Genomic DNA, 22133 nt, shown 5'->3' on the forward strand with positions numbered 1-22133 from the left:
ACCGTTCCCGTCGGCGAAGCTGCGGATGTAGATCTGGTAGACGGCGGCGCTGCGCCACCACTCCCCGCGCGTGGCCGGGGACGCGGTGCTGTGGGTCATGGAAGCTCCAAGGTGTCTGGTGGGTGCGGTCACTTGATCGCGCCCGCGGTCAGGCCGTCGACGATCCTGCGCTGGAAGAACAGCACGAGGAGCACCAGCGGGATCGTGACGACCACGCCGGCTGCCATCTGGGTGCCGAACGGCGTTGCGAACTGGGTCGCGCCCGTGAAGCGGGACAGCGCAACGGGCGCGGTCTGCATCGAGGCGTCGTTGGTCATGGTCAGTGCGATGAGGAACTCGTTCCAGGCGGCGATGAAGGTGATGATCGCCGTGGTGAAGATGCCCGGGGGCGTACACCTCATGGAGTCGGCTGGGGGATGTGGTCGGGGGCGCCTGACAACGTTGTCCGAGCGAACCAGAAGGCGATCGGCTCAGGTTCCGCTGCTGCCCGCGCGGGCCTGACCCGGTGGACGGGATAGAATCCGCACGTGAGGCCTGAGCTAAATCGAATTAGCCTGAGTATGCGCACCACATCACCGCCGTGTCAATAGGCAACCTGCAGGTAACAAATTGACGCGGCGTTCGTCACACGCGACCCTGGACCCTTCCAGGACCAGGAGGATCCACTCATGGCACAGAGACGCGTTACCCTCGCCCAAGTGGCCGAGGAGGCCGGCGTCTCGTCGACGACCGCGTCGTTCGTGCTCTCCGGGCGCACCGACATGCGGATCTCGCCCGACGCCCAGCGCCGTGTGCGCGAGGCTTCCGACCGCCTGGGCTACCGGCCCAATCTGACCGCGCGGGGCCTGCGCACCAAGGTCACGCATACCTTCGGCCTGGTCTCGGACATCATCGCCAGCAGCGGGTACGCGGGCGAGATCATCCGCGGTGCGGTGGACGAGGCCGCCACGCACCAGCACATGCTGTTCGTGGGCGAGACCCAGGGCGACGCGGACCTGGAACGGCAGCTGGTCCAGGAGCTGTTCGACCGGCAGGTGGACGGCCTGGTCTACGCGGTGTTGGGTCCGCGCCCGTGCGTCCCGCCCGAGACGCTGCGCCACCGCCCGGCCGTCCTGCTGCAGTGCATCGCCGACGGCTTCGACCTGCCCAAGGTCATGCCGGACGACGCCCAGGCGGGACGCGAGTCGGCACGTGCCCTCATGGTCGTGGGCCATCGCGAGGGCGTCTACGCGATCGGTGCCCACCACAGGACCGAGGCCCACCCGGCGGGGATACCGGCCGGTCTCGCCCGCATGAACGGCGTGGAGGAGGTCATGGCCGAGCACGGCACCCGCCTGGCCGGTGCCCTGCAGTGCACCTGGGAACCCGCGGAGGGCTTCGCGGCGGTGCGCTCACTCCTGGACTCCGGCGTCCGCCCCCGCGCGCTCATCTGCGCCAACGACCGTGTGGCCATGGGCGCCTACCAGGCCCTCCAGGAGGACGGCCTGCGCATCCCCGAGGACACCTCCGTCGTGTCCGTCGACAACTCCGACCTCGCCACCTGGCTCCGGCCGGCGCTGAGCTCGGTGGATCTTCCCTACTACGAGATGGGACGCCTGTCGGTCCGGCTCCTGGCCGAGCCCGGGGACGCGAACGGCGTCCACCGGGTTCCCATGCGCATGGTGGCGCGCGACTCCGTGGCCGCGCCCGCAGGCTGAAGCTGCGTGGCGCTCGATCCGACTACCGCTTCATCCGCTTGAGCGCCCAGGGCATCAGCTCCTCCAGAACTGTCCCGGGCGATATGCTGAGGCCTATTTGGGCTATGCCGACCGGTTGTAAGGATCCGGCGCCCGAGGGGTCGAGGACCGCGGCCCCACCGTGATCGCACTGCCCTCGCAGCGCCATGCCTTACGGCGGTACCTGCGCCGAGGGCGGCGCGGACGCCGATCGCATTTGCGACCGTGACGGCCACCTTTTCCGCAACCTCCAGATGCCTGAGCTCCTGGGGCCACCACCGCAACACCGCGAGGGAAGCCAGCGCGGCGAATCCTCGCTTCTCACCACGACGTCCACGCGCGGACTACCCCGGCCTGTCCTGACAGAAGAAATCCAAGAGCCGCACTCCCGATCGGCTTCGCACCCCTCAGCGTGGTGAATTCTCTCCGCATGGCATTAATCACTTTTCGTTGTCATGATCGCGGATTCACTCACCGTGGGTAGCCAAGCCTTCTCCACGGCCGGGACGCCCCTTGGACTGTGGAGCATCGGAGAGTGGCCGGATGACCGAGCTGTGTATGGCCAGTGATGGGCACGACCGACGAGTCGGTGCCGGAACACTGCTCCCAGTTGGCGCTCACGCGGCCCGGACCAGCCCGCCCCTGTCGGTTGAAATTCATGCGAGGAGATAGCCTCCCGCGTGCGAGTGATCGCCGAGGAGAGTCCGCCCTCGCCGGGGCCCAGCTCGACATCACCTGCAACCCGCACACACGGCTCTACTACGCACCCCTGCCTCAGGTGAGCCTCTTCCGAGACGGCGGGGCCGCGAGGACCATCAACGGAACCCGCTCCCTGGAGGAGCTCAGGCTGGAGCTCTCCGAGTTCCAGTGAGGCACAGTCGCCTGCACTTGGTGACCTGAGGACCCGGGAAACACGGCTCCACCAAGCTCAGTACATGCCACTCTGAGGCAACGCGTCAGCGTCCGCGGACACGGCACCGTGCTGCGAGAAGTCGGCTTCGAACTTCGCCGGCGGGACCAAACCGATCTCGCCGTGCAGGCGGTGATGGCCGAATCAGTTCATGTACTCGGCGACCGCGATCCCGAGGTGCTCCAGGTTCTTCCAGGGCCGCAGCCCGCGGACCAGATTGGCTGAGTAGCGAGTGGATCGCTTCGGCCAGGACGTTGTCGATAGGAGCCGCGGCTGTCGGTCGGAGCGTGCGGATTCCTGGGACGCAACGGCTGGTCCCGCCAGGTCCCGGTCTGCGTCCACGACGCTGCCGAGGATGAGCCAGTGCTCGTCCCGCCGAGCTGCCCCGAGTTCGTCCGGTTCCTGCGAGGGGGCGGCGCCGTCACCAAGCTGTCGCGGCCCCCTGCCACCAGCAACGACACCACCCGTCACGACCAACCATGATCAAGGAACTACAGATGCCGTGGCAGTGCCTACTCCACGATTCCGATGGGACTGTCGACCACGTAGCGCCATTCGCCGTCGGTACCACGGCGGGCCACCTCCACAGTAGTGCCCGACAACGACAGCGCAGACCCGTCCGGGCCTGTTCCCTCCAACGCCCAGTCCGCGTGCATGAGTGCCACACCGTCTACCTCGAAGGCGACCGTCGGGTTCAGCACGAACGACTTGCTCGCCGCGGTCAGCAAGCCAGTGAGCTGCTCGCGAATCGCATCCAGTCCGACAACAGCTTGCTCGGCAGACGCCACAAACACCGCATTCCGCTCATACAAATCCATTAGTCCTTCGATGTCCTGAGCGAGGAACTTCTCCAAGAACCTTTCCTGAAGAGCGCGGGGAGTAGAGGTGAGCATTGCAATATCCTTCTCTTCAAGGGGCTTATGCGTGGGCGCCGACCCTGAGCTCTGTCTTCTCAAACATTGCTGCGAAAGTCGGTGAAGACAGCGACGTCGTCAGCGATCCGGTGGCGGTGTCGAGTGGGTCAATGAGCGGGGTCGTGCTGGTTCCGCAGCGTGACTACAAGCGACGTCCCGGGTCGAGATCACGGCGATGAGACCGTACTGGGTGACACTGGCAATCCGGGCGGCCACGGCCAGGTCGCCAAACGGGACGATCATCGATGTCGTCCTGCTCATACCCTGCCCGAGCCCCGCCGCACGGTCTTGCTCCCTGACGTACCGGGCTTGTTCATACGCGTACATCTGCAAGGCCATATCTCCGAACCTGTACCAGTACTCACGCCCTGGTAGGACGGGGATGTATCGCCACTGCCACCGAGGCGACTCGCCGCCTGCCTCAGATGCGGTCACGGCGGCGCACGACCACCGCCCCGTTGTGAACTCCTGCGGCGGGGCCACCGTCATCGGCTGAGACGACCGGGACCCCAGGGAAACCACTGCCGGATCGCTGAGATCGCGGTCGCCAGGCTCTCCCGGACGGAAAGACCACCGACACCTGGTCGACCCTGGCGAACTCCAGCGTGACCTCGGCCCGCAGGCCGTGCACAGCGTCCCGCGCCGCCGAAGCCCGCCAGGCGCCGTCCGAAACGATTACCGACGGCCTCATTGACCGCATCATCGGCCGGATTCTCGTCGGCCACGACTGGGCGTTCGACGCCCAGCACCCGCACGCAGAGCGGGCGTTCACCGTCAATCCCCGTGCGGCGATCGGCAACTCGTCCGCGTCTCGACTTGTCACGGTGGACCGCACAGATCCAATCAAGGAGGATGCGATGACCACGACCGCTGAGTCGGTGACGGCCTTCACCACCGGTCTCTACATCGACGGGGTATGGGCCACCGCGGCCGAGACCTTCGACAACCTGAACCCGGCCACCGGCGAGCTGCTGGTGAAGGTCTCCAGCGGCAGCGCCGAGGACATCGACCGCGCCGTCCAGGCTGCTCGCACCGCTCTCGACGGGGTCTGGGCGGAAACGACCGGCGTGGCCCGGGGCCGGCTGCTCAACCGACTCGCCGACCTGATCGAGCGCGACGCGGCCGAGTTCGCTCGGCTGGAGGCCCTCGACGTGGGCAAGCCGGTTGGCCAGCCCGGTATCCTGGACGTCCCCAACACGGTGGCCACGTTCCGCCACTTCGCCGGCTGGGCGGACAAGATCCAGGGTGCGACGATCCCGACCGCCGGCTACCTCGGTGTGGCGAAGACGCACTCCTACACCGTCCGCGAGCCCGTCGGCGTGATCGGTGCGATCGTGTCGTGGAACACGCCGCTGATGATCGCGGGCTGGAAGCTCGGCCCGGCGCTCGCTGCGGGCAACACCATCGTCGTCAAGCCGCCGGAGGACGCTCCGTTGTCGATCCTGCACCTCGGCCGGCTCATCGAGGAGGCCGGGTTCCCGGCCGGAGTGGTCAACATCGTCCCCGGTCTCGGTCGCACCGCGGGCGCGGCGCTCGTGGCCCACCCCGGCGTCGACAAGATCAGCTTCACCGGGTCGCCGGAGGTCGGTCGGCAGATCCAGAAGGTGGCAGCGGACACCTTCAAGCGTGTCACCCTCGAACTCGGCGGGAAGACGCCGCAAATCGTCTGTGAGGACGCCGACGTCGAGGCGGCCATCCAGGGCATCGCGATGGGCCTCTTCTTCAACCAGGGCGAGACGTGCGCGGCCGGAACCAGGATCCTCGTCCACCACTCGCACTACGACACCGTCGTCAACGCACTCGCACAGGCGGCCGAGGCCCAGATCCTTGGCGACCCCTTCGCCGAGTCCACCACGATGGGGGCCCTCGTCAACGAGCGCCAGCAGCAGCGTGTGCTCGACTACATCGAGAAGGGCAAGGCCGAGGGTGCGCGACTCGTCGCCGGCGGCGCTCGGCCCGACCAGCCCGGTTTCTTCGTGCGTCCGACGATCTTCGCCGACGTCGACAACAGCTCGACCATCGCCCGCGAAGAGATCTTCGGCCCGGTCGGCGCCGTGATCCCGTTCGACACCGTCGACGAGGCGATCGCCATCGCCAACGACACGGACTACGGTCTCGCAGCGACGATCTGGACCCGGAACGTGTCGCTCGCCCACACGCTGGCCGCCAAGGTGCGGGCCGGTGCGGTGTGGGTCAACGGCTGGGGCGCCCTCGACCCGGCACTGCCGTGGGGTGGCATGAAGACCAGCGGGATCGGTCGCGAACTCGGCTGGGCCGGGATCGTGGCCAACACCGAGGAGAAGGTCGTCACCGTCGTCCTCTGAGGACGGGGAAAGGGGCGGGTGCTGACATCACCCGCCCCTTTCGCTCGCCTGCATCAGGCAGCGCACCTCTTGCGGAGTTCCCGTGGGGACTGCCCATAGGTACTGCGGAACAGGCGCGAGAAGTGCGCGGCGTCGGGGAAACCCCAGCGGTGGCCGATCTGGGCGATGGAGAGATGCCCGCATCCGGGGTCGACGAGATCGCGGCGGCACTGTTCGAGACGGCGAGTACGGATGAGGGCCGAGACGGAAGTGCCATCCGACTCGAAGACCTTCTGCAGGTAGCGGACAGAGACGAAGTGGGCTTCGGCCACCGTCTTCGAGGTGAGACCCGGGTCCTGGAGCCGTTCGTCGACAAATTTGCGGACCTGCGCGATTAAGGTGCGATGGCCCGCGGGCGATCCCGGATCCAGAGGACGCTGGAGCCGCTGGGCGAAAGCTGCGGTGACCAGTTCGACGACAGCGTCTCCCAAATGCGTGGCGACGACGGGCCGGGCTGCGGTGAGGTGCGCGCCCAGTTCTCTCATCAGGGGGGCGATCAGCGCGCCCAGCCCGTGGTCGCCGGCCAGTCGAACTGCTGTCAGTGAGGCCATCTGCTGTTCCGGGAGGCGGATGAGTGACCGCGGGAACATGGCCACGGTCATCCGGAAGTCGTTGCTGGACGAGACCCGGTAGGGGCGGGAGGTGTCATAGAGCGTGAGATCCCCCGGGTGGAGGTGCGCCTGGCGGTCACCCTGCTCGATGATGCTGGAGCCACTGATCTGGAGCCCGAACTTGTAGAACTCGGGATCATCGGCCTTGATCAGCCGCGGGGTCCGCTCCACTTGGGCGTGGGATGCGGAGACCTCAGCGAAAACCACCGCACCCAGCGTGGCCGAACCGACGTCGCCGGAGAAGTGCGACGTGTCGCGGGAGCACCGGGCACGCAGGGGTACGAAGGTATTGCAGATCCGGTCTTCCCATGCCTCGAAGCTGCCGTCGAGGCCGGGATCCTGAGTGGCCGGTGCGCCCATGTCGTGTCCTCCTGTAGGCGGTGACCCGATCAGAGCGTACGCCACCGCATGTTCGGTCGGTCAAGATCTGTACGACGCCGTCCATGTGCGGGGACAGCTTCGGCGGCAGTCTGGACGGCCAACGCTCCTTCACGTTCAAGAACTGGACGTACCAGCACCCTCCGCGCGCAGCTGCCCGGATCGGCACGCCGTGTACTACCGCACGAACCTCACCATGCGGCAGCTTGCGCCGCTGTTCGGCGTCTCCCTCACTCCCTTTGCTTGACCGCGAAGTGGACAGAGTGGGCGGTGAGCATCTCCGACAGGGCGATCAGCGTCTGCTGTTCGTCCGTACTGAGGGAGCCCGCCCACTGCTGTTCGCGTTCGGTGTGCGCCTGGAATGCGGTGGTGATCGCCCGCAGACCGCTGTCGGTGAGGCTGAGGTTGACCGCTCGTCCGTCGTGCGGGGCACGCGCCTTGATGACAGGACCATCGCGTTCCAGCGTGCTCACCAGCGCTGACACGGCAGTGCGGCTCAGACCGGACAGCTCCGCGACTCTCTTTGCCTCGGCGGGGCCCGACGGCGCTGTCTTCCACCTTGCCGTTCGGTGACGAGTAGCTCAACCGCACCCCTGTGGCGTACACCACGCCATGTTTTGGCATCACCAGCCCTTTCCGTGGTTAACTGCAGAGGTGCAGATGTCCAACATTTGGAGGTTTGATGGAGGGCTTGCGACAGCCTCGCCGCGCATCGACCCTGGCCGCCCAGGTTTCCGACCAGTTGCGGGAGCAGCTGGCGTCCGGGCGATGGCCGGTGGGCACGCGCATCCCGGGCGAGCAGGAGCTGGTCGAGATGCTGGGGGTCAGTCGGAACACCATCCGGGAGGCGTTGCGGGCGCTGATTCACCTCGGACTGCTGGAGGCTCGAGTCGGGGACGGCACCTACGTCCGGGTGACCAGCGAGCTGGAGGCGGTCCTGCTCCGGCGGACGGCCACCTCGCGGCCTGCGGACGTCCTGGAGCTGCGGGCGGTGCTGGAGGAACACGCCGCGGGCCTGGCTGCCGAGCGGCGGTCGGCGGCGGATACCGCCCGGCTGCGTGAGCTCTTGGCGGCGGCTCTCGAGAGCAACCGTTCCGGATCGATGGCGCAGGTAGCGGCGGCGGACGGCGCCTTCCACCTCGCTGTCGTGCGGGCCGGTGGCAACGAGCTGCTCGTGGAGCTCTACGAATACCTGGGTCATGCCCTGTCGGCGCTGTTGACCGCGCTGCCGTGGGACGGCGAGGTCGCTGCCGAGCACGAACACTGGCATGGTGCGCTGGTCGACGCGATCGCTGCCGGCGACGCGGTCGCTGCCCGGAACGCGGCGTCCACGCTGGTCGGGGTAGCCATCCGGCTGAGCGAAGCTGCCACCGCCAAGCAGGACGGCACGGCGGGAAGTGGTCGTTATGCGGATGAATGACTCGGACCGCTCTTCGCACCGGACGACCGATGCTGCGTCGGGACGGTGGTCCATGGTGTGGCTGCTCGTGATCATCGTGCTCATCGCGGTGAACCTCCGTGCCGCGCTGACCGGGGTGGGTTCGCTGCTTCCCCGCATCGAGGATTCGACCGGCCTGTCCAGCACCTGGACCGGGCTGCTCAGCACGCTGCCACTGCTCACCTTCGCCGCCACCTCGCCGTTGGTTGGCCGGACCGCACACCGCTACGGCGCGCCCCCCACCCTGGTCGTTTCGCTGGCCGTGCTGGCAGCCGGACTGGTCATGCGGTCCCTGCCCGGGGTGTTCTTCCTGTTCGCCGGCACAGTGGTGATCGCGGCCGCGATCGCCTACGGCAACGTCCTGCTGCCGTCGGTCATCAAAAGGACCGTGCCGGAAAACCGGATCGGGCAGGCGACCGCCCTCTACGTCACGACGATGGGCCTGCTCGCCGCGCTCTCCTCAGGGGTGTCGGTACCGCTGGCCGAACACCTGCCGGGTGGCTGGCGCACCGCACTGGGAATCTGGGTGGTGTTCGCCGTGCTCGCCGTGCTCGCCCTCGCGATCTGGCTCCCGCGATACCGGCGCACCGGCCCCATGGCGGCACCACCCGCCGCGCGAGCGCGCGTCCCCTGGCGTTCTCCCCTGGCTTGGCAGGTCAGCGTGTTCATGGGCCTGCAGTCCCTCGGCTTCTACACCATGATCGCCTGGTTGCCCAGCATCCTCCATGACCATGGGGTGGGCGAGGCCGCTGCCGGGTGGCAGCTGTTCCTCTTCCAGATGGTCGGCATGGTCTCGAGCAGCGCCCTTCCCATCCTGGCCCGCAGAGTCAAGGACCAACGGATCCAGGCCGCGGCCGGCTCGGTGATCGTCGCGCTGGGCTACGTGCTACTGGCCGTGGCCCCGCAACTGGCCGTCGTGTCCAGCCTGCTCATCGGCCTGGGCGGCGGAGCCTGCCTTGTCCTCGCCCTGTCCTTCCAAGGCCAACGGGCGGCCGATCCCGAGCAGGCGGCAGCACTGGCCTCGATGGCCCAGTCCGTCGGCTACCTGGTGGCCGCCGCCGGGCCGCTCCTGCTCGGGACACTGCGCGACCTCACCGGCAGCTGGACACTCCCACTCCTGCTGCTGGTCGCCCTGACGCTCACCCAGGCCGCCGTCGGCGCCCGCGCCGGCCGCGACCTGCACCTGTAACTCCCCGTCCCCCGCTCCCGTACCCATCGGGAACTGACCGCCATGCCCACGACCGCCCCCTTCAGCTACCCGGACACGCCGACAGCGGCGCCACTGTTCTGTTCGCTGGTGTACGTCAATCCCTTCGCCTCGGCTGAGTGAGCTGCGGAAGCACCACGACCAGCTGTTGCTGGTCGCGAACATGACCAGGGCATCCAGAAGGACAGGGCGGCTATTCCTTCCGGGCTGCCACCGGACAGAGCCTCATCAGGCACATCCATCGCCCTGGTCATCCCACCCCGAACATCACCAAGCTTAGGAGAGCAACATGAACGACCTCGCGTTCGCGTCGGCGACGCGCCTCGTCGCGGCGCTGGCACGTAAGGAGCTGTCGAGCAGCGAACTGCTCGACTACTACCTGGAGCGCGTCGCGCGCCTGAACCCCACGATCAACGCGGTCGTGGTGCTGGACGAGGAGCGGGCGCGCGAGGCAGCCCGCGCCGCAGACGCGGCGATCGCGGCCGGCCGCTCGCTCGGCCCCCTGCACGGGCTCCCGATGACTGTCAAGGAGTGCTTCGAGACGGCCGGCATGCACACGACCTGCGGCGCCCCCGCGTTCGCCGACAACGTGTCCAGTCACGATGCTGACGCGGTCGCACGGCTGCGCGCAGCGGGCGCCGTCGTGTTCGGCAAGACCAACCTGCCGATCTGGTGCGGCGAGGGTCAAGCGTTCAACGAGGTCTACGGCACGACAAACAACCCCTGGGACCTGTCGCGCGGGCCAGGCGGCTCGTCGGGCGGTTCCGCCGCCGCAGTAGCGGCGGGTCTGACCGGGCTCGAGCTCGGCAGCGACATCGCCGGCTCAATCCGCAACCCCGCCCACACGTGCGGCGTCTACGGACTCAAGCCGTCCCAGAGCGTCGTGTCGCTGCGCGGCCACATGACGGGACAGCCGGGCGCGCTCGCGCCCCGGGATCTGGCCGCCGCCGGCCCACTCGCGCGCAGCGCCGACGACCTCGAACTGGCGCTCGACGTGCTCGCAGGGCCGATCGAGGAGGAGCGCACGGGCTGGCGGCTCGAGCTGCCGCCTCCCCGCAGGCGAGAGCTCGCGGACTTCCGTGTCGCCGCGTGGCTGGACGACCCGTGGGCACCCGTCGACGACACGGTGCTCGAGCTGCTCCAGGACGCAATCGGTGTGCTCGAACGCGAGGGGGCTCGCGTAGAACGGCGGCCAGGCCCGGTCGCGCTGGAGGCATCGGACCGCATCTACCGGCGGATGCTGATGGGGGCTGTCTCGATCGGACTGGGCGACGAGGAGGTGGCAGGGATCGACGCAGGACTGGCACGGCTCCCAACTGCGGCCGACAACGTCGGCACACGCCACATGCGTGGCCTCGTCCAGCGTCATCGCGACTGGCTGCGTGCCGACGAGGAGCGCTGGCAGATGCGCCGCCGATGGGCCGACTTCTTCCGGGACTACGACGTGCTCGTGTGCCCGGTGCTGTCGCTGCCGGCGAGGCCGCACGACCAGTCGCCAGACTTGGATGCGCGCGTGATCGAGGTCAACGGGATTACGCGACCGGAATGGGACCTCGTGACGTGGGTCGGCCTCGCCAATCTGCTCGGCCTGCCCGCCGCGTCAGTGCCGATCGGCCGCACGCGCGGCGACGGCCTCCCCGTCGGCCTACAGATCATCGGTCCGTACCTCGAGGACCGAACTGTGATCGAGTTCGCCCGCCACGTCGCCGAGCACGTGCCCGGCTTCGAGTCACCGCCCCGCTCCCGCGCCTGACCATCCGCACACCAGCAGACGAAAGAGCCATGTCCGCTCAGTAGGGTCGGGGACTGGCGCGGTGGCCTGTGAGGCTCCGTTTCCAGCCCCCGCCCGTCAAACCGTGCATGCGCTTCTCGCGCACACGGCCTACCGACATCGTTCACCGCCTGGCATGCACCGCCACCCTGCGCACGTTTCGCTACAGCGGTACCTGTCTGGCCTACCAGATCGGCGCCGTTCTCGGCGGAGGTCTCGCTCCCACCGCATCAGCCGTGCTTCACGCCACGTGGAACTCCTCGGTCCCAGTCAGCCTGTACCTCGTCGGCATCTCGACGCGCGTGTGCTGCATCGTTGCCCTCAGACGCCACACCGAGACAGCCGCCTGAGCGGCACTCGATCTGATCCGCGCACGCCCGTGCCGGGCCGCTAAGCAAATGCCTCGACACAGTAGGCGGCGAACGCCTGTGCGCGGCGGGTGAGTCGCGCACCTCGCGCATGGGCGAGCACCACGTCCACGGTCAGGACCTCGTCGGCGATCTCGCGGTGGACCAACGGGGGGCCGGCATAGGTGAACTCCGCGCGGGGGCGCTGGAGGAGGACGGCGTAGCCCACCCCGCTGGCGACCAGCGACCGTACCGACTCGAAGTGGGTCGAGACGAACCGCACGTCGGGCTCCACACCGCCGACCGCCAGGACCTCCCGGAACATCTCCGCGCTCGGCGGCATGTCGAGCATGACCATCGGCTCCTCCCGCAGCTCGGCGAGGGAAATCGGCTCGGGGGAGGCGAGTCGATGATCGGCCGCCAGGAGAACGTAGGGGCGGACGCTGTAGAGAACGGTCCTGGAGATGTCGTCCGCGATGCCGAGGTCGTACATCAGCGCCATCTCGCAGGCGCCGTCCAGCAGTCGATGCGCCATCTCGGTCACCGATCCCTCGAACAGCCGCACCGTCACGTCGGGGTGCAGCACCGGGAAGCGCCTGAGGATGTCCGGCAGCACAAACGGAGTCAGGGTCGGAAAGCAGCCCAGCGTCAGCTCCCCGCTGACCGACCGGCCCAGACTCTGGGCGGTCGACTGCACCTCCCCGGCATGCGCGAGCAGGCTGCGCGCCTCGGGAAGCACGCGCCGAGCGGCGTCGGTCAGCGAGATACCGCGGGATCTGCGGCGCAAGAACAGCTGCACTCCCAGAGACCGCTCAAGCTGGCTGATCGCGAGAGAGACGGCCGACTGGGATATGAGATGGCGCTCGGCCGCGGCCGCCAGCGTGCCCTCCTCCGCGACAGTCACGAAGTAGCGCAGTTGCCGCAGGCTGAACCTCTCCACGTTGGCGGTCATCGCCTGATGCTAACCGCTTCCTTAGTTTTACTCAACAACTTCGTCAGGATCCTGTTCTTTACTTGGGAGTGGCTGCGGCTGACCATGGATCGACGACGCGCAGACCGGGTTCCGAAGAAGCGGACCGTCTCGACAAGAGGGGTGCCCATGCCCAAGGTGACTTTCCATCACGCCGGCACACGCGCCAGCGTTCTGCAGGTCAACGCAGGTGCCAACCTCATGCGTGCAGCCGTCCACGACAGCGTCCCGGGCATCGTGGGGGAGTGCGGCGGGCAGGCGATGTGCGCGACCTGCCATGTCTACGTACGGGAGCCCTACCTCGAGGCGCTCGGCTCGATCGGAGAGGACGAGGACGAGATGCTCGACTGCACGGTCACACCGCGCGACCAGGTCCGGAGCCGCCTGGCCTGTCAGATCACCGTGGGTCCCGGTGTGACCGACATCGAGGTCGACGTCCCCGAGAGCCAGGTCTGAGGTTCGACATGAGCCATGTGATCATCGTGGGGGCTGGACACGCCGGAGTGCAGGTCGCCTCCAGCTTGCGAGCCGAGGGGTTCACCGGGGCGATCACCCTCGTGGGAGAAGAGCACGAGCACCCCTATCAGCGGCCGCCGCTGTCCAAGGACTTCGTCGCCGGGCAGGATGAGGGACCGCTCCTGCTGCGGAGTGAAAGGTTCTTCGCAGAGAACGCGATCGACATTCGGCGCGGCGTCCAGGCGACCCACATCGACAGGCTCGGCCGAAGCGTTGCACTGGGCAACGGTGATGTCCTGGACTACTCGGCGCTCGTGCTCGCCACCGGCGCCACCGGACGGCACCTGCCGATACCCGGAACGGATCTCCGTGGCGTGCGTCAGCTCCGTTCCCTGGGCGACGCGCGAGGCCTTCGCAAGGACGTGTCCAAGGCCGACTCCGTCGTTGTCGTCGGCGCCGGCTTCATCGGGCTTGAATTCGCTGCCGCGGCGCGGAAACGCGGGCTCGATGTGACCGTCCTCGAGACGGCCGAGAAGCCCATGAGCCGAGCGTTGACGCCGTACATGTCGGACCACCTCACCCGAGCGCATCGCGATATGGGCACCGACCTCCGGCTCGGCGAGGGCCTCGCGGGCGTTTTGGGACACGTCGGCACGGTCACGGCCGCGGTCGGCACGAGCGGCCGCGCATATCCAACGGACCTCGTGCTCCTGGGCATCGGAGTCGTTCCGCGCGACGAGCTCGCGCGCTCGGCCGGCCTGCCCGTCGACAACGGCATCGTCGTCGACCAGTTTCTCCGGACAGCTGACTCGGCCATCTACGCCGTGGGCGACTGCGCCAGCTTCCCGGGCGACGCGCCATACTCGCGACTGCGCCTCGAGTCGGTGCAGAACGCTAACGATCAAGCCCGACACGTCGCCAAAGCGATCGCCGGACACCCCGCACCCTATGCCGCACTGCCGCTGTTTTGGAGCAACCAGGGCCCTCTCCGCCTGCAGATCGCGGGCCTCGCCATGCCAGGCGACCGCACTGGGGTGTCGGGCGACCTGAGCGGATCACGCTTCTCGGTTTTCTGCTTCCGAGACGGACGCCTGGCCGCCGTCGAGTCGCTCAACAACCCGAAGGACCACATCGCCGCCCGTCGGGTGCTCGCCTCGCAACATCCCCTGACCGCCGAGGAGGTCGCCGAACCCGGTTTCAGCCTCCAGGACCACGCGAAGCATCTCGCCCCGGCGAACTGAGACCCCCGGAGTTGATCACGATGACCACCACAGACTCTCCCACCGCACAACCACAGTCGGCCGCCGTCGCGGACTGGGTTGATCCCGAGACGATGTTGCGCGACCCGTATCCGACCTACCGTCGCTTGCGCGAGCAAGGCCCCGTCGTGTGGGTCCCCGTGATGGATCGCTATCTGGTCACCTCGTTCACAGGGTGCTGGGCGATTGAGGCGGACCAATTGACCTACTCCGCCAGCGTCGGCGGCAGCGGCGCAACCATGGCCCGCGCATTGGGCGCCCAGCCGATGCTGCGGAAAGATGACCCCGAGCACGCCGCTGAGCGCAAGACCATCAACCCGTGCATGCGGCCCAAGAACGTGCGACAGAACTGGCTTCCCCTGTTCGAGCGCAACGCGGAGACTCACCTTGCCGCACTGCTCGAGCGCGGGCCCAGCGAAGCCGACCTCAACCGTGACTACGCCGCACCGCTCGCAGCCCAGAACCTGATCGACATGCTCGGGCTCCAGGGCGCATCGCCGACCGACATGACGCGCTGGTCGCATGCCTTCATCGCCGGCATCGGCAACATTCACGACGATCCCGAGATCTGGGCCCGATGCGAGGCCGCCCAAGCGGAGGTCGATGCGTTACTCGACGAGCTCATCCCCTACTACCGGAACAACCCAGACGGCTCGGTGACGTCGGCGATGGTGACCAGCAGCCTGCCCGAAGCAGCCGTGCGCGCCAACGTGAAGCTCACCATTTCGGGCGGCATGAACGAGCCGCAACACATGGTCACCAACATCGTCTGGGCGCTCAGCCGGCATCCGGAGCAGCGAAATCATGTGCTGGCGGACCCATCTCGGTGGCCGACGGTTTTCGACGAAGCCGTCCGCTGGCTGTCGCCCATCGGCATGTACCCCCGACAGACAACGAGAGAAACGGTCCTCGAAGGGATCGAGCTGCCCGCAGGCGCAGGGATCGGTGTCGTGGTGGGCGCGGCCAACAGGGATCCCGCCGCGTTCGACCACGCCGACGAGTTCGACTTCGCACGCGAGAAGAAGCCCCACCTCGGGTTCGGCGCTGGCGCCCACCTGTGCGCTGGCCACTGGGCGGCCCGCATCTCCATAGGTGAAGTCGCGGCGCCACTGCTCTATCGACGTATCCCGCGGCTGACCACTGACCCACACCGGGCTGAGCAGTGGAATGGATGGGTGTTCCGAGGGCTCACCGAACTGCCGGTCACTTGGGAGCCTGCATAGACGTCCACCAGCAGTGCCCTGTAGACGTGGCCTTGGATCGCGCAGTCGCTGCCCGGGACGGTGCACGACAACCGGGCCGCCCGGGTGTGGAAGATCGCTGAGCGCATCCGAGCCGCGGACCTGCTCGGCCTGGGCGACAACCGACCTCGTCCTCCCGGTGCACTGGGACGACTTCGGGCGGTCGCTCGAAAGGAGGCCGAACCCGCCTGGGTCCTGGAACTCCTCGCCCGCAAACGACTGGAGATCACCTGGGCGCCGAGACCTGATCCCGGGGTGTCCGGTCAGCTGTGGCGGGAGGCTCGGAAGGGCCCTGTGCCGAGCTGAGCCCGTCCAGCAGGAGGTCCCCGAGTTCGGAGAAGGCGTCGCCGGCCGTCAGGCCGGTCCTCTCCAGGAGGATCCCCGACTGAATCGCGTCGACGGTGACTGCCACGACCTGGGCGGCGAAATGCCCGTTGAGCGCGCGGAAGACGCCGGTCCGTACGCCCTCGTCGATCAGTTCGTGGACCCGGTGGGCCGCGGCGGCGGAGTTCTTGCGGTATATCTGCGCGGTCGGTTCGTAGCCGACCATGTCGTCGTAGAAAGCGTGGGAGTGCCGTCGCATGGCCGTGCCGACGCTGGCGAGGTAGACGCGGATGCGTTGCCTGGCGTCGGGCTCGGCCTGGACGGCCTGCTCGATCTCGGCTGTCGCATCCCGGAAGAAGGCGCGGGCGACCGCCAGCACCAGCTGTTCCTTGGTGGAGGCGAGGCTGTACAGCGTCGCCTTGGAGCACCCCAGCCGCTGGGCGAGCTCGTCCATGGTCACCGAGGTGAAGCCTTCGGCCAGGATGATCGCCTCGGCCTGACGCAGCAGTTCGTCCCGCCGACCGGTGTCCACGACCCGCCTTCGTGCCGTTCGGCGCGGGCGTCGGTCACGCGAGTCAGTTTGGGCCGTCATCGCAGCAATCCCCCACGATCGTCTCCGTCTGAAGCGGCATCTGGTCGTCTGGGCCGGAAGGCCGACCCATACAAACACGTACCAGCGTACCGGTTAACGTACCCGCAGGCAGTGCCCCGAGTGACGTCCGGACAAGGCTGCCGGAACGGACCCAGGCGGCCGCCGTGAGCTCACTTGCCGAGCGCCACATCGCCGCGAAGGGTCCAACCGGCCGGACGTCAGCAAGGCCCAGAGTTCGTGCCCATGGGTGCGGGCGGCATCCGGATCCTGGTGCCAGTACTCGCCCACCCCGACTCCGAGCACGGAGGGGTTGGTCAGCAGCAGGCGATTCACCTTGACGGTCGGGGTGTCCCGGACCGCGAATCCCAGGACGAGGCGCCCCCGCCGCGCCGCAGCGCACGAAACGAGGCCGGGAAGCGATCCCCGCCGACGGGGTCGAGCACGAGGTCTGCTCCCCGGCCGTCCGTCAGGGCCCTGACTTCGTCAAGAAATCCGTCGGCTCCCACGACCTCCTGTGCTCCTACGGATCGGGCCGGTTCGGCCTTCTTCTCGTCCGGCGGGCTCGCGGCCGCGGTCACCGGATCGAGGATCCGATGGAGATGCCGCCGTCCACGTCAAGGACGACACCGGTGATATAGCCAGCGGGTTCGCTGGCGAGGAAGGCCGCGGCTTCGGCGATGTCCTCGGGTCTGCCGGTGCGGCGCATGGGGACCTTGTTGGTGAGTTTGTCGCGTGCGGAGCCGTTCATCGAGGCCAGCATCGGTGTGTCGATGAGGCCGGGGGCGATGGCGTTGGCGGTGATGCCGTCGCGGGCGCCCTCGAGTGCGAGGGTGCGGGTCATGCCGACGATGCCGGCCTTGGCGGCCACGTAGTTGGTCTGGCCGAAGTTCCCGCGCCAGGACATGGAGGCGAAGCTGACGATGCGTCCGTAGCCCTGGCGTTTCATGGGGCCGAACGCGGCGCGGGCGCAGTGGAAGCCACCGGTGAGGCTTACGTCGATGACGGCGTGCCAGTCGTCGTCGGTGATGTCCTCGACGCGGTTGTCGCGGATGATGCCGGCGTTGTTGACGAGTACGTCGAGGCGGCCCAGTTCGGCGGTGACGCGGTCGATCCAGGCACCGACCTGGCCCGAGTCGGTCACGTCCACCACGTCGGTGCGGAGTCTGGCATGGGATTCGGCGACGGTCCCGGCGGCGTCGGTGAGAACCTGTTCGTTGACGTCGGCCAGCGCGACCGTGGCGCCCTCCGCTGCGAACCGGATCGCCATGGCGAGGCCGAGACCTTGTGCGGCCCCCGTGATGGCGACGACACGTCCTTGGTAGCGATTCACGTGTGGTCCGCCTTCTTGGTGTTTGGTGCGAGGAAGTCTCGCAGGGCGTCGGCCACCGAACTCGCCGACCAGTTGTCGGCGAAGATGGCGAGTTCCGCACGCAGGGCGTCCTCGGGAGTGAGGCCGTCGATCCGGTGCAGCAGCGTCTTGAGCCGCTGCTGGGCGGGGCCGCTGCGGTCGGCCAGTTGTCGGCAGATGCGGGTGGCGGTGGCGTCGAGGTCCGCCTCGGGCACGATCGCCCCGATCCAGCCGGTGTGGGCGAAAGCGGTCGCGGGCAGAAGTTCGCCGGTGAGCAGAAGCCAGCGCGACAGGCCTCGTCCGACCGCGTCGGGCAGTCGCACGCTCGACCCGGCGGCGGGTACCAGTCTCCGCTTGAGGTGGCCGTCGCCGATCAGCGTGGTCTCGGCGGCGACAACAACATCGCAGGCCAGTGCGAGTTCGAGTCCGCCGGCGACGGTGTGACCGTGCAGGACGGCGACCCACGGTTTGGGGCTTGCCGCGATGCGGTCGAAGCAGGCCGATACGTCCGCCAGGAAGTCGACCGGGTTCTCGCCGCGCTCATGTAGTTCCAGGAACTGTTGGAAGTCCCCGCCGGCACAGAAGCTCGGTCCCTGTCCTGCCACGGCGATGACCGCTGTGCCGGGGTCGTCTTCGGCACTGGTGATCTGCTGGTCCAGGGCTGCGATGAGAGTGGCGTCGAGGGCGTTACGCCGCTCGGGGCGGTTGAGCAGCAGCCATCGGACCGTGCCGCATTGCTCGACGAGCAGAGGATCGGTGTCTGTCAACGGGGCTCCGGGTTGGCGGCTTCGGCCCGTCGGCGTTCGCGTAGCAGGTAGCGCTGGATCTTGCCGCTGGGTGTCTTGGGCAGGGCGTCGAGGAAGTGGATCGTGCGCGGGTAGGCGTGGGCGGCATACCGGGTCTTGACCAGCGTCTGGAGCTCGCCAGCCAGGTCCGGTGAGGCGTCGGTGCCTTCTCGCAGGACGACGTACGCCTCGATGATCTCTCCGCGGACCTCGTCGGGCGCGCCGATGACACTGCACTCGGCGACAGCGGGATGCTGGGCGAGGACGCTCTCGATTTCGAAGGGCCCGATCCGGTAGCCGGCCATGATGATGACGTCGTCGTCGCGGGAGGAGAAGAAGAAGTCGCCGTCGTCGTCGACCCGGCCGGCGTCGCCCGTGAGGTAGTAGCGGCCGTCGGCGCTGAACTTGGTGTGGCTCTGCCCCGGGATCTGGTAGCCGCGGAAGGTCATCAGCGGGCTCGCCGCGACGTCGATCGCGACCCGGCCGAGGATGTCCGCCCCAGCGGGCTCGTCCCTGTCGTCGGCCAGGACGGTGAGGCTCCAGCCGGGCACCGGCCGACCCATCGATCCCGTCTTGAGGGGGCGTGCGAGTTCGCGGTGGTGGTGGTTGGCCAAGGTCATTCCGACCTCGGTCTGGCCGAAGTGGTCGTGCACGGCTACGCCGAGCGCGGAGTCGGCCCACTCGTTGATCTCAGGAGTCAGGGGCTCGCCCGCGCTGGACGCTCGTTCCAGCCGCAGCCCCTGTGGCACCGGCACCGACGCGGCGCGCAGTCCCCGGTACACCGTCGGGGCGGCGGCGAAGTCAGTGACCCGGCGGTCGACGAGGGTGCGCCAGGTCGTCTCGGCGGAGAATCCGCCGGACAACAGCAGGCTGGGAATGCCCGCGGCCATCGGAGCGACGATGGCCGCGTACAGTCCGTAGGCCCAGCCGGGGTCGGCGGCGCACCAGTAGCTGCTGTCCGGGGTGACGCCGAGCGCGTACTCCAGGTAGACCTGCCATCCGGCGATGTAGGAGACGGGGTGGATGACCCCCTTGGGCTTGCCGGTGGTGCCGGAGGTGAACATGTGCACGAGGGGTCCGTCGCCGCTCGTGGTCAGGGCGGGCACCGGCTCGGGCGACGCGTTCGCGACAAGGTCGATCAGTGACGCGTCAGCGGGTGCAGCGCTGGTTCCGGTGACGACGACGCGGCGCTGAGGATCGTCCGGCATGTCGGGGCCCGGGTCGAGCTTGTGGCGCTGGTCCGGGTCGGTGACCACGACGTGCGCACCCGAACCCTCCAGGCGCAGGGCGATGGCTTGGGGCGCGAACGCGGTGAACAGCGGGACGTAGACCGCGCCGAGCCGCCAGATCGCGAGGATGACGGTGATCAGATCGGTGCTCTTGCCCATCAAGGTCGCCACCCTGTCGCCCGGACCGACACCAAGCCCCTGCAGTGCCCTCGCGTAGCGGTGCGAGTCCGCGGCGAGATCGCCGAAGGTCAGCGTCGCGGCCTCACCGGTGCTCTCGACGACGGTGAAGCAGACACGGTCGGCGGGGTGCTGGTCGCACAGCAGCCAGGCCACGTTGAGAGTGGGGGCCGTGAATGTCGCGTTCAGTTCGCAGACTCGGTCGGCGGCGCTCATCGCTGGTCCTTCCGGTCGATGATGGGCAGGACCAGGCGGCTGGGGTGATCCGGCCCGTGATGGATGTGGTTGACCGCGGGAATCATCTGTTCCTCGCTCTCACGGGCGATGACGCCGCCGGTGTTGGTGTTGCGGTCGTAGCGGGGGAAGTTGCTGCTGGGGACGTCCAGGCGGATGCGGTGACCGGGAAGGAACACGTTGGCGGTGGCGGTCATGTCGACGGTGATCTCGTAGACGGTGCCGGGGTCCATCAGTTCTTCGGTGGCGAGGCCGTTGCGGTAGCGGGCGCGCAGGATCCCGTCGCACAGGTTGAAGGCCCTGCCGTCCGGGAAGACGTCGACGAGCTTGGCGGTGAAGTCGGTGTCCACCGCCGAGGAGGAGACGAACAGGGTCAGGCTGACTGGACCGGTGACCTCGACGGGCTCCTCGAGGACGGGGGTGGCGAAGCACAGGACGTCCTCGCGGCCGGCGACGGTTCGCTGGTCGACCGGGCCGCAGAACCCCGGCGTCGTCGGCATGGACGCCCCGCCGGCCGAGGGAACCGGACGGCGCGGATCGTAGAGGTAGGTGTCGTGCTCCGCGCTGGTCGGCGCCTCGGTCGTCAACACGCCGTCGCCGTCCGCGGTGTTGGCGTGGCCGACGCTCGTCAGATGGAAGTCGCTCCACCTCGTGTCAGGCAGCGGCCACTCCTGCTCGTCGCGCCACTGGTCGATGCCCATCACGAAGATCTTCACCGGCGCCACGTCGTCCAGGGCGGTGGTGTCACCCCGCAGCCAGCGGTCGAAGAACTTCACGTGCAGATCGCTCAGGCCCATCATCCTGGCGCCGGCCAGCAGGCCGAAGGAGCGGTCGCGATAGACGCCATCCGCGAGGAGGCCGTGATCCCACGGACCGATGATCAGCCGCTGCCCCTCGCGGGCCTGCGCGCTGCCCGCCTGTCGGCGGGCGGTGGTGTAGGTGCGTAGGGTCTGTCCGATGAACAGGTCGTACCAGCCGCCGATGTTGAGCGCCGGAACGGTGACGTTCTCGAGTTCGGGCGTGAGCTCCATGGCGTCCCAGTAGCCGTCGTGGGAGGGGTGCGCCATCCAGCCGTCCCACCACTTCCCGTACTCCGACAGGGCCGGTACCGAGGCCGTCGGCAGGACGTCGTTGAGGGAGTCGGCGGACAGGACCGCTTGACCGAGCTGCTGCAGGTCAGCCGCAGCGTCCTCGCCGGCCGCCAGGGAGCGCTGCGCGTCAGCCGCGTACATCTGGGCGTTCCACAGCGTGACCACGCTCAGTGACAGTGCACCGCCCGCCGAGTACCACGGCGCCTCGTACTTGTCGATCGAGGTGACGGCCGGCGCGATCGCCTTGAGTCCGGGGACGCCGGTCACGGCGGTCTCCCACTGGACCATCCCGAGGTAGGACCCCCCGTACATGCCCACCACGCCGTCCGACCAGGGCTGCTCGGTGATCCAGGTGACGGTGTCCTCGCCGTCGGCCCGGTCGGCCATGTGCGGAACGAAGTGGCCTTCCGAGCGGTAGGTACCCCGGCAGTCCTGCACCACCAGCGCGTAACCCGCCTCTAGCAGGGCCAGGAAGTCGGGCATGAGCGCATGGCCGATGCCGAACGCGATGTCCTTGCCGTACGGCAGGCGCACGAGCAGCGTCGGAGCCTGCCCGACGGCGGGATGCCACACGTTCGCGGCGAGGGCTACGCCGTCCCGCATCGGAACTCGGACGTCTATGTCGTAGATGTGCTGCATCGGTGTTCCTCATCTGACGGCTGCTCAGGATGTGAGGTACGTTACGCAGTACTTAAGTACCCTGTCAATTACCCAAAAGGGATCGACCTGGCGCGCCGCCCTGCGCACAAGCGCCCGGACCTAGCAACCTGGGT

General features: G+C 68.2%; 20 protein-coding genes. 9 read left to right on the forward strand and 11 right to left on the reverse strand.

The window, feature by feature from the left end; all coding sequences use genetic code 11:
* Positions 1-128: 128 nt before the first annotated feature.
* Positions 129-401, reverse strand: coding sequence for an ABC transporter permease subunit (locus ADL05_RS20290; RefSeq protein ID WP_053618579.1), 273 nt, complete (start codon positions 399-401; stop codon positions 129-131).
* Positions 402-668: 267 nt separating this feature from the next.
* Between ADL05_RS20290 and ADL05_RS20295 the strand changes: the two genes are divergently transcribed.
* Together ADL05_RS20295 and ADL05_RS20300 are read left to right on the forward strand one after the other, a co-directional pair.
* Positions 669-1697, forward strand: a complete 1029-nt coding sequence (locus tag ADL05_RS20295; RefSeq protein WP_053618580.1) for a LacI family DNA-binding transcriptional regulator — start codon at positions 669-671, stop codon at positions 1695-1697.
* 676 nt (positions 1698-2373) lie between these two features.
* Positions 2374-2586, forward strand: coding sequence for a hypothetical protein (locus ADL05_RS20300; RefSeq protein WP_156365935.1), 213 nt, complete (start codon positions 2374-2376; stop codon positions 2584-2586).
* Positions 2587-3137: 551 nt separating this feature from the next.
* Here ADL05_RS20300 and ADL05_RS20305 read toward each other — a convergent pair.
* On the reverse strand, positions 3138-3518 hold the full coding sequence (locus ADL05_RS20305; RefSeq protein ID WP_053618582.1) for a nuclear transport factor 2 family protein: 381 nt from the start codon (positions 3516-3518) through the stop codon (positions 3138-3140).
* 878 nt (positions 3519-4396) lie between these two features.
* Between ADL05_RS20305 and styD the strand changes: the two genes are divergently transcribed.
* Positions 4397-5863: a phenylacetaldehyde dehydrogenase StyD gene (gene styD / locus ADL05_RS20310; RefSeq protein ID WP_053618583.1), complete on the forward strand. Its 1467-nt coding sequence runs from the start codon at positions 4397-4399 to the stop codon at positions 5861-5863.
* A gap of 53 nt (positions 5864-5916) precedes the next feature.
* On the opposite strand, the gene ADL05_RS20315 is transcribed toward styD, so the two are convergent.
* Positions 5917-6873, reverse strand: coding sequence for a helix-turn-helix domain-containing protein (locus ADL05_RS20315; RefSeq protein ID WP_053618584.1), 957 nt, complete (start codon positions 6871-6873; stop codon positions 5917-5919).
* A gap of 248 nt (positions 6874-7121) precedes the next feature.
* On the reverse strand, positions 7122-7364 hold the full coding sequence (locus ADL05_RS32495) for a hypothetical protein (RefSeq protein WP_156365936.1): 243 nt from the start codon (positions 7362-7364) through the stop codon (positions 7122-7124).
* A 209-nt stretch (positions 7365-7573) separates the two neighbouring features.
* Between ADL05_RS32495 and ADL05_RS20325 the strand changes: the two genes are divergently transcribed.
* From ADL05_RS20325 to ADL05_RS20335, 3 genes are all read left to right on the forward strand, one after another.
* Entirely contained in the window at positions 7574-8311 is a 738-nt protein-coding gene (locus ADL05_RS20325) for a FadR/GntR family transcriptional regulator (protein ID WP_053618607.1), read from the forward strand.
* Positions 8312-8363: 52 nt separating this feature from the next.
* Positions 8364-9518 carry an MFS transporter gene (locus ADL05_RS20330; RefSeq protein WP_197285874.1) on the forward strand — a complete coding sequence of 385 codons (1155 nt, stop codon included), beginning with the start codon at positions 8364-8366 and terminating at the stop codon, positions 9516-9518.
* Positions 9519-9825: 307 nt separating this feature from the next.
* The gene (locus ADL05_RS20335) at positions 9826-11289 is read left to right on the forward strand and encodes an amidase (RefSeq protein ID WP_053618587.1); all 1464 of its coding nucleotides are present in this window, start codon (positions 9826-9828) and stop codon (positions 11287-11289) included.
* A gap of 408 nt (positions 11290-11697) precedes the next feature.
* Here ADL05_RS20335 and ADL05_RS20340 read toward each other — a convergent pair whose 3' ends face one another.
* Entirely contained in the window at positions 11698-12606 is a 909-nt protein-coding gene (locus ADL05_RS20340) for a LysR substrate-binding domain-containing protein (protein ID WP_053618588.1), read from the reverse strand.
* A 147-nt stretch (positions 12607-12753) separates the two neighbouring features.
* Between ADL05_RS20340 and ADL05_RS20345 the strand changes: the two genes are divergently transcribed.
* The 3 genes from ADL05_RS20345 to ADL05_RS20355 are packed head-to-tail and all read left to right on the forward strand — an operon-like array spanning position 12754 to position 15562.
* Positions 12754-13080, forward strand: coding sequence for a 2Fe-2S iron-sulfur cluster-binding protein (locus ADL05_RS20345; protein WP_053618589.1), 327 nt, complete (start codon positions 12754-12756; stop codon positions 13078-13080).
* Between the two features lie 8 nt (positions 13081-13088).
* Complete coding sequence (locus ADL05_RS20350; RefSeq protein ID WP_053618590.1) at positions 13089-14321, forward strand: NAD(P)/FAD-dependent oxidoreductase; 1233 nt, start codon at positions 13089-13091, stop codon at positions 14319-14321.
* Positions 14322-14341: 20 nt separating this feature from the next.
* Positions 14342-15562: a cytochrome P450 gene (locus ADL05_RS20355; RefSeq protein ID WP_053618608.1), complete on the forward strand. Its 1221-nt coding sequence runs from the start codon at positions 14342-14344 to the stop codon at positions 15560-15562.
* A gap of 244 nt (positions 15563-15806) precedes the next feature.
* Here the strand turns inward: ADL05_RS20355 and ADL05_RS20360 are convergent, their stop codons facing one another.
* The 6 genes from ADL05_RS20360 to ADL05_RS20380 form a co-directional block, all read right to left on the reverse strand.
* Positions 15807-16436, reverse strand: coding sequence for a TetR/AcrR family transcriptional regulator (locus ADL05_RS20360; RefSeq protein ID WP_197285875.1), 630 nt, complete (start codon positions 16434-16436; stop codon positions 15807-15809).
* A 389-nt stretch (positions 16437-16825) separates the two neighbouring features.
* Positions 16826-17074 (reverse strand): zinc-binding dehydrogenase, encoded by a 249-nt coding sequence (locus ADL05_RS32315; RefSeq protein ID WP_197285876.1) that lies wholly within the window; start codon positions 17072-17074, stop codon positions 16826-16828.
* Positions 17071-17826, reverse strand: a complete 756-nt coding sequence (locus ADL05_RS20365; protein WP_053618592.1) for an SDR family NAD(P)-dependent oxidoreductase — start codon at positions 17824-17826, stop codon at positions 17071-17073. Before ADL05_RS20365 ends, ADL05_RS32315 begins: the two co-directional genes overlap by 4 nt.
* A complete protein-coding gene (locus tag ADL05_RS20370) occupies positions 17823-18611 on the reverse strand; it encodes an enoyl-CoA hydratase/isomerase family protein (protein WP_053618593.1) in 789 nt (262 codons plus the stop codon). Before ADL05_RS20370 ends, ADL05_RS20365 begins: the two co-directional genes overlap by 4 nt.
* Entirely contained in the window at positions 18608-20251 is a 1644-nt protein-coding gene (locus ADL05_RS20375) for an AMP-binding protein (RefSeq protein ID WP_053618594.1), read from the reverse strand. The genes ADL05_RS20370 and ADL05_RS20375 overlap by 4 nt, the downstream gene beginning before the upstream one ends.
* The gene (locus ADL05_RS20380) at positions 20248-21999 is read right to left on the reverse strand and encodes a CocE/NonD family hydrolase (RefSeq protein ID WP_053618595.1); all 1752 of its coding nucleotides are present in this window, start codon (positions 21997-21999) and stop codon (positions 20248-20250) included. Before ADL05_RS20380 ends, ADL05_RS20375 begins: the two co-directional genes overlap by 4 nt.
* Positions 22000-22133 lie beyond the last annotated feature (134 nt).

Source organism: Nocardiopsis sp. NRRL B-16309 (assembly GCF_001279585.1).
In the GTDB taxonomy this organism is placed as follows: domain Bacteria; phylum Actinomycetota; class Actinomycetes; order Streptosporangiales; family Streptosporangiaceae; genus Nocardiopsis.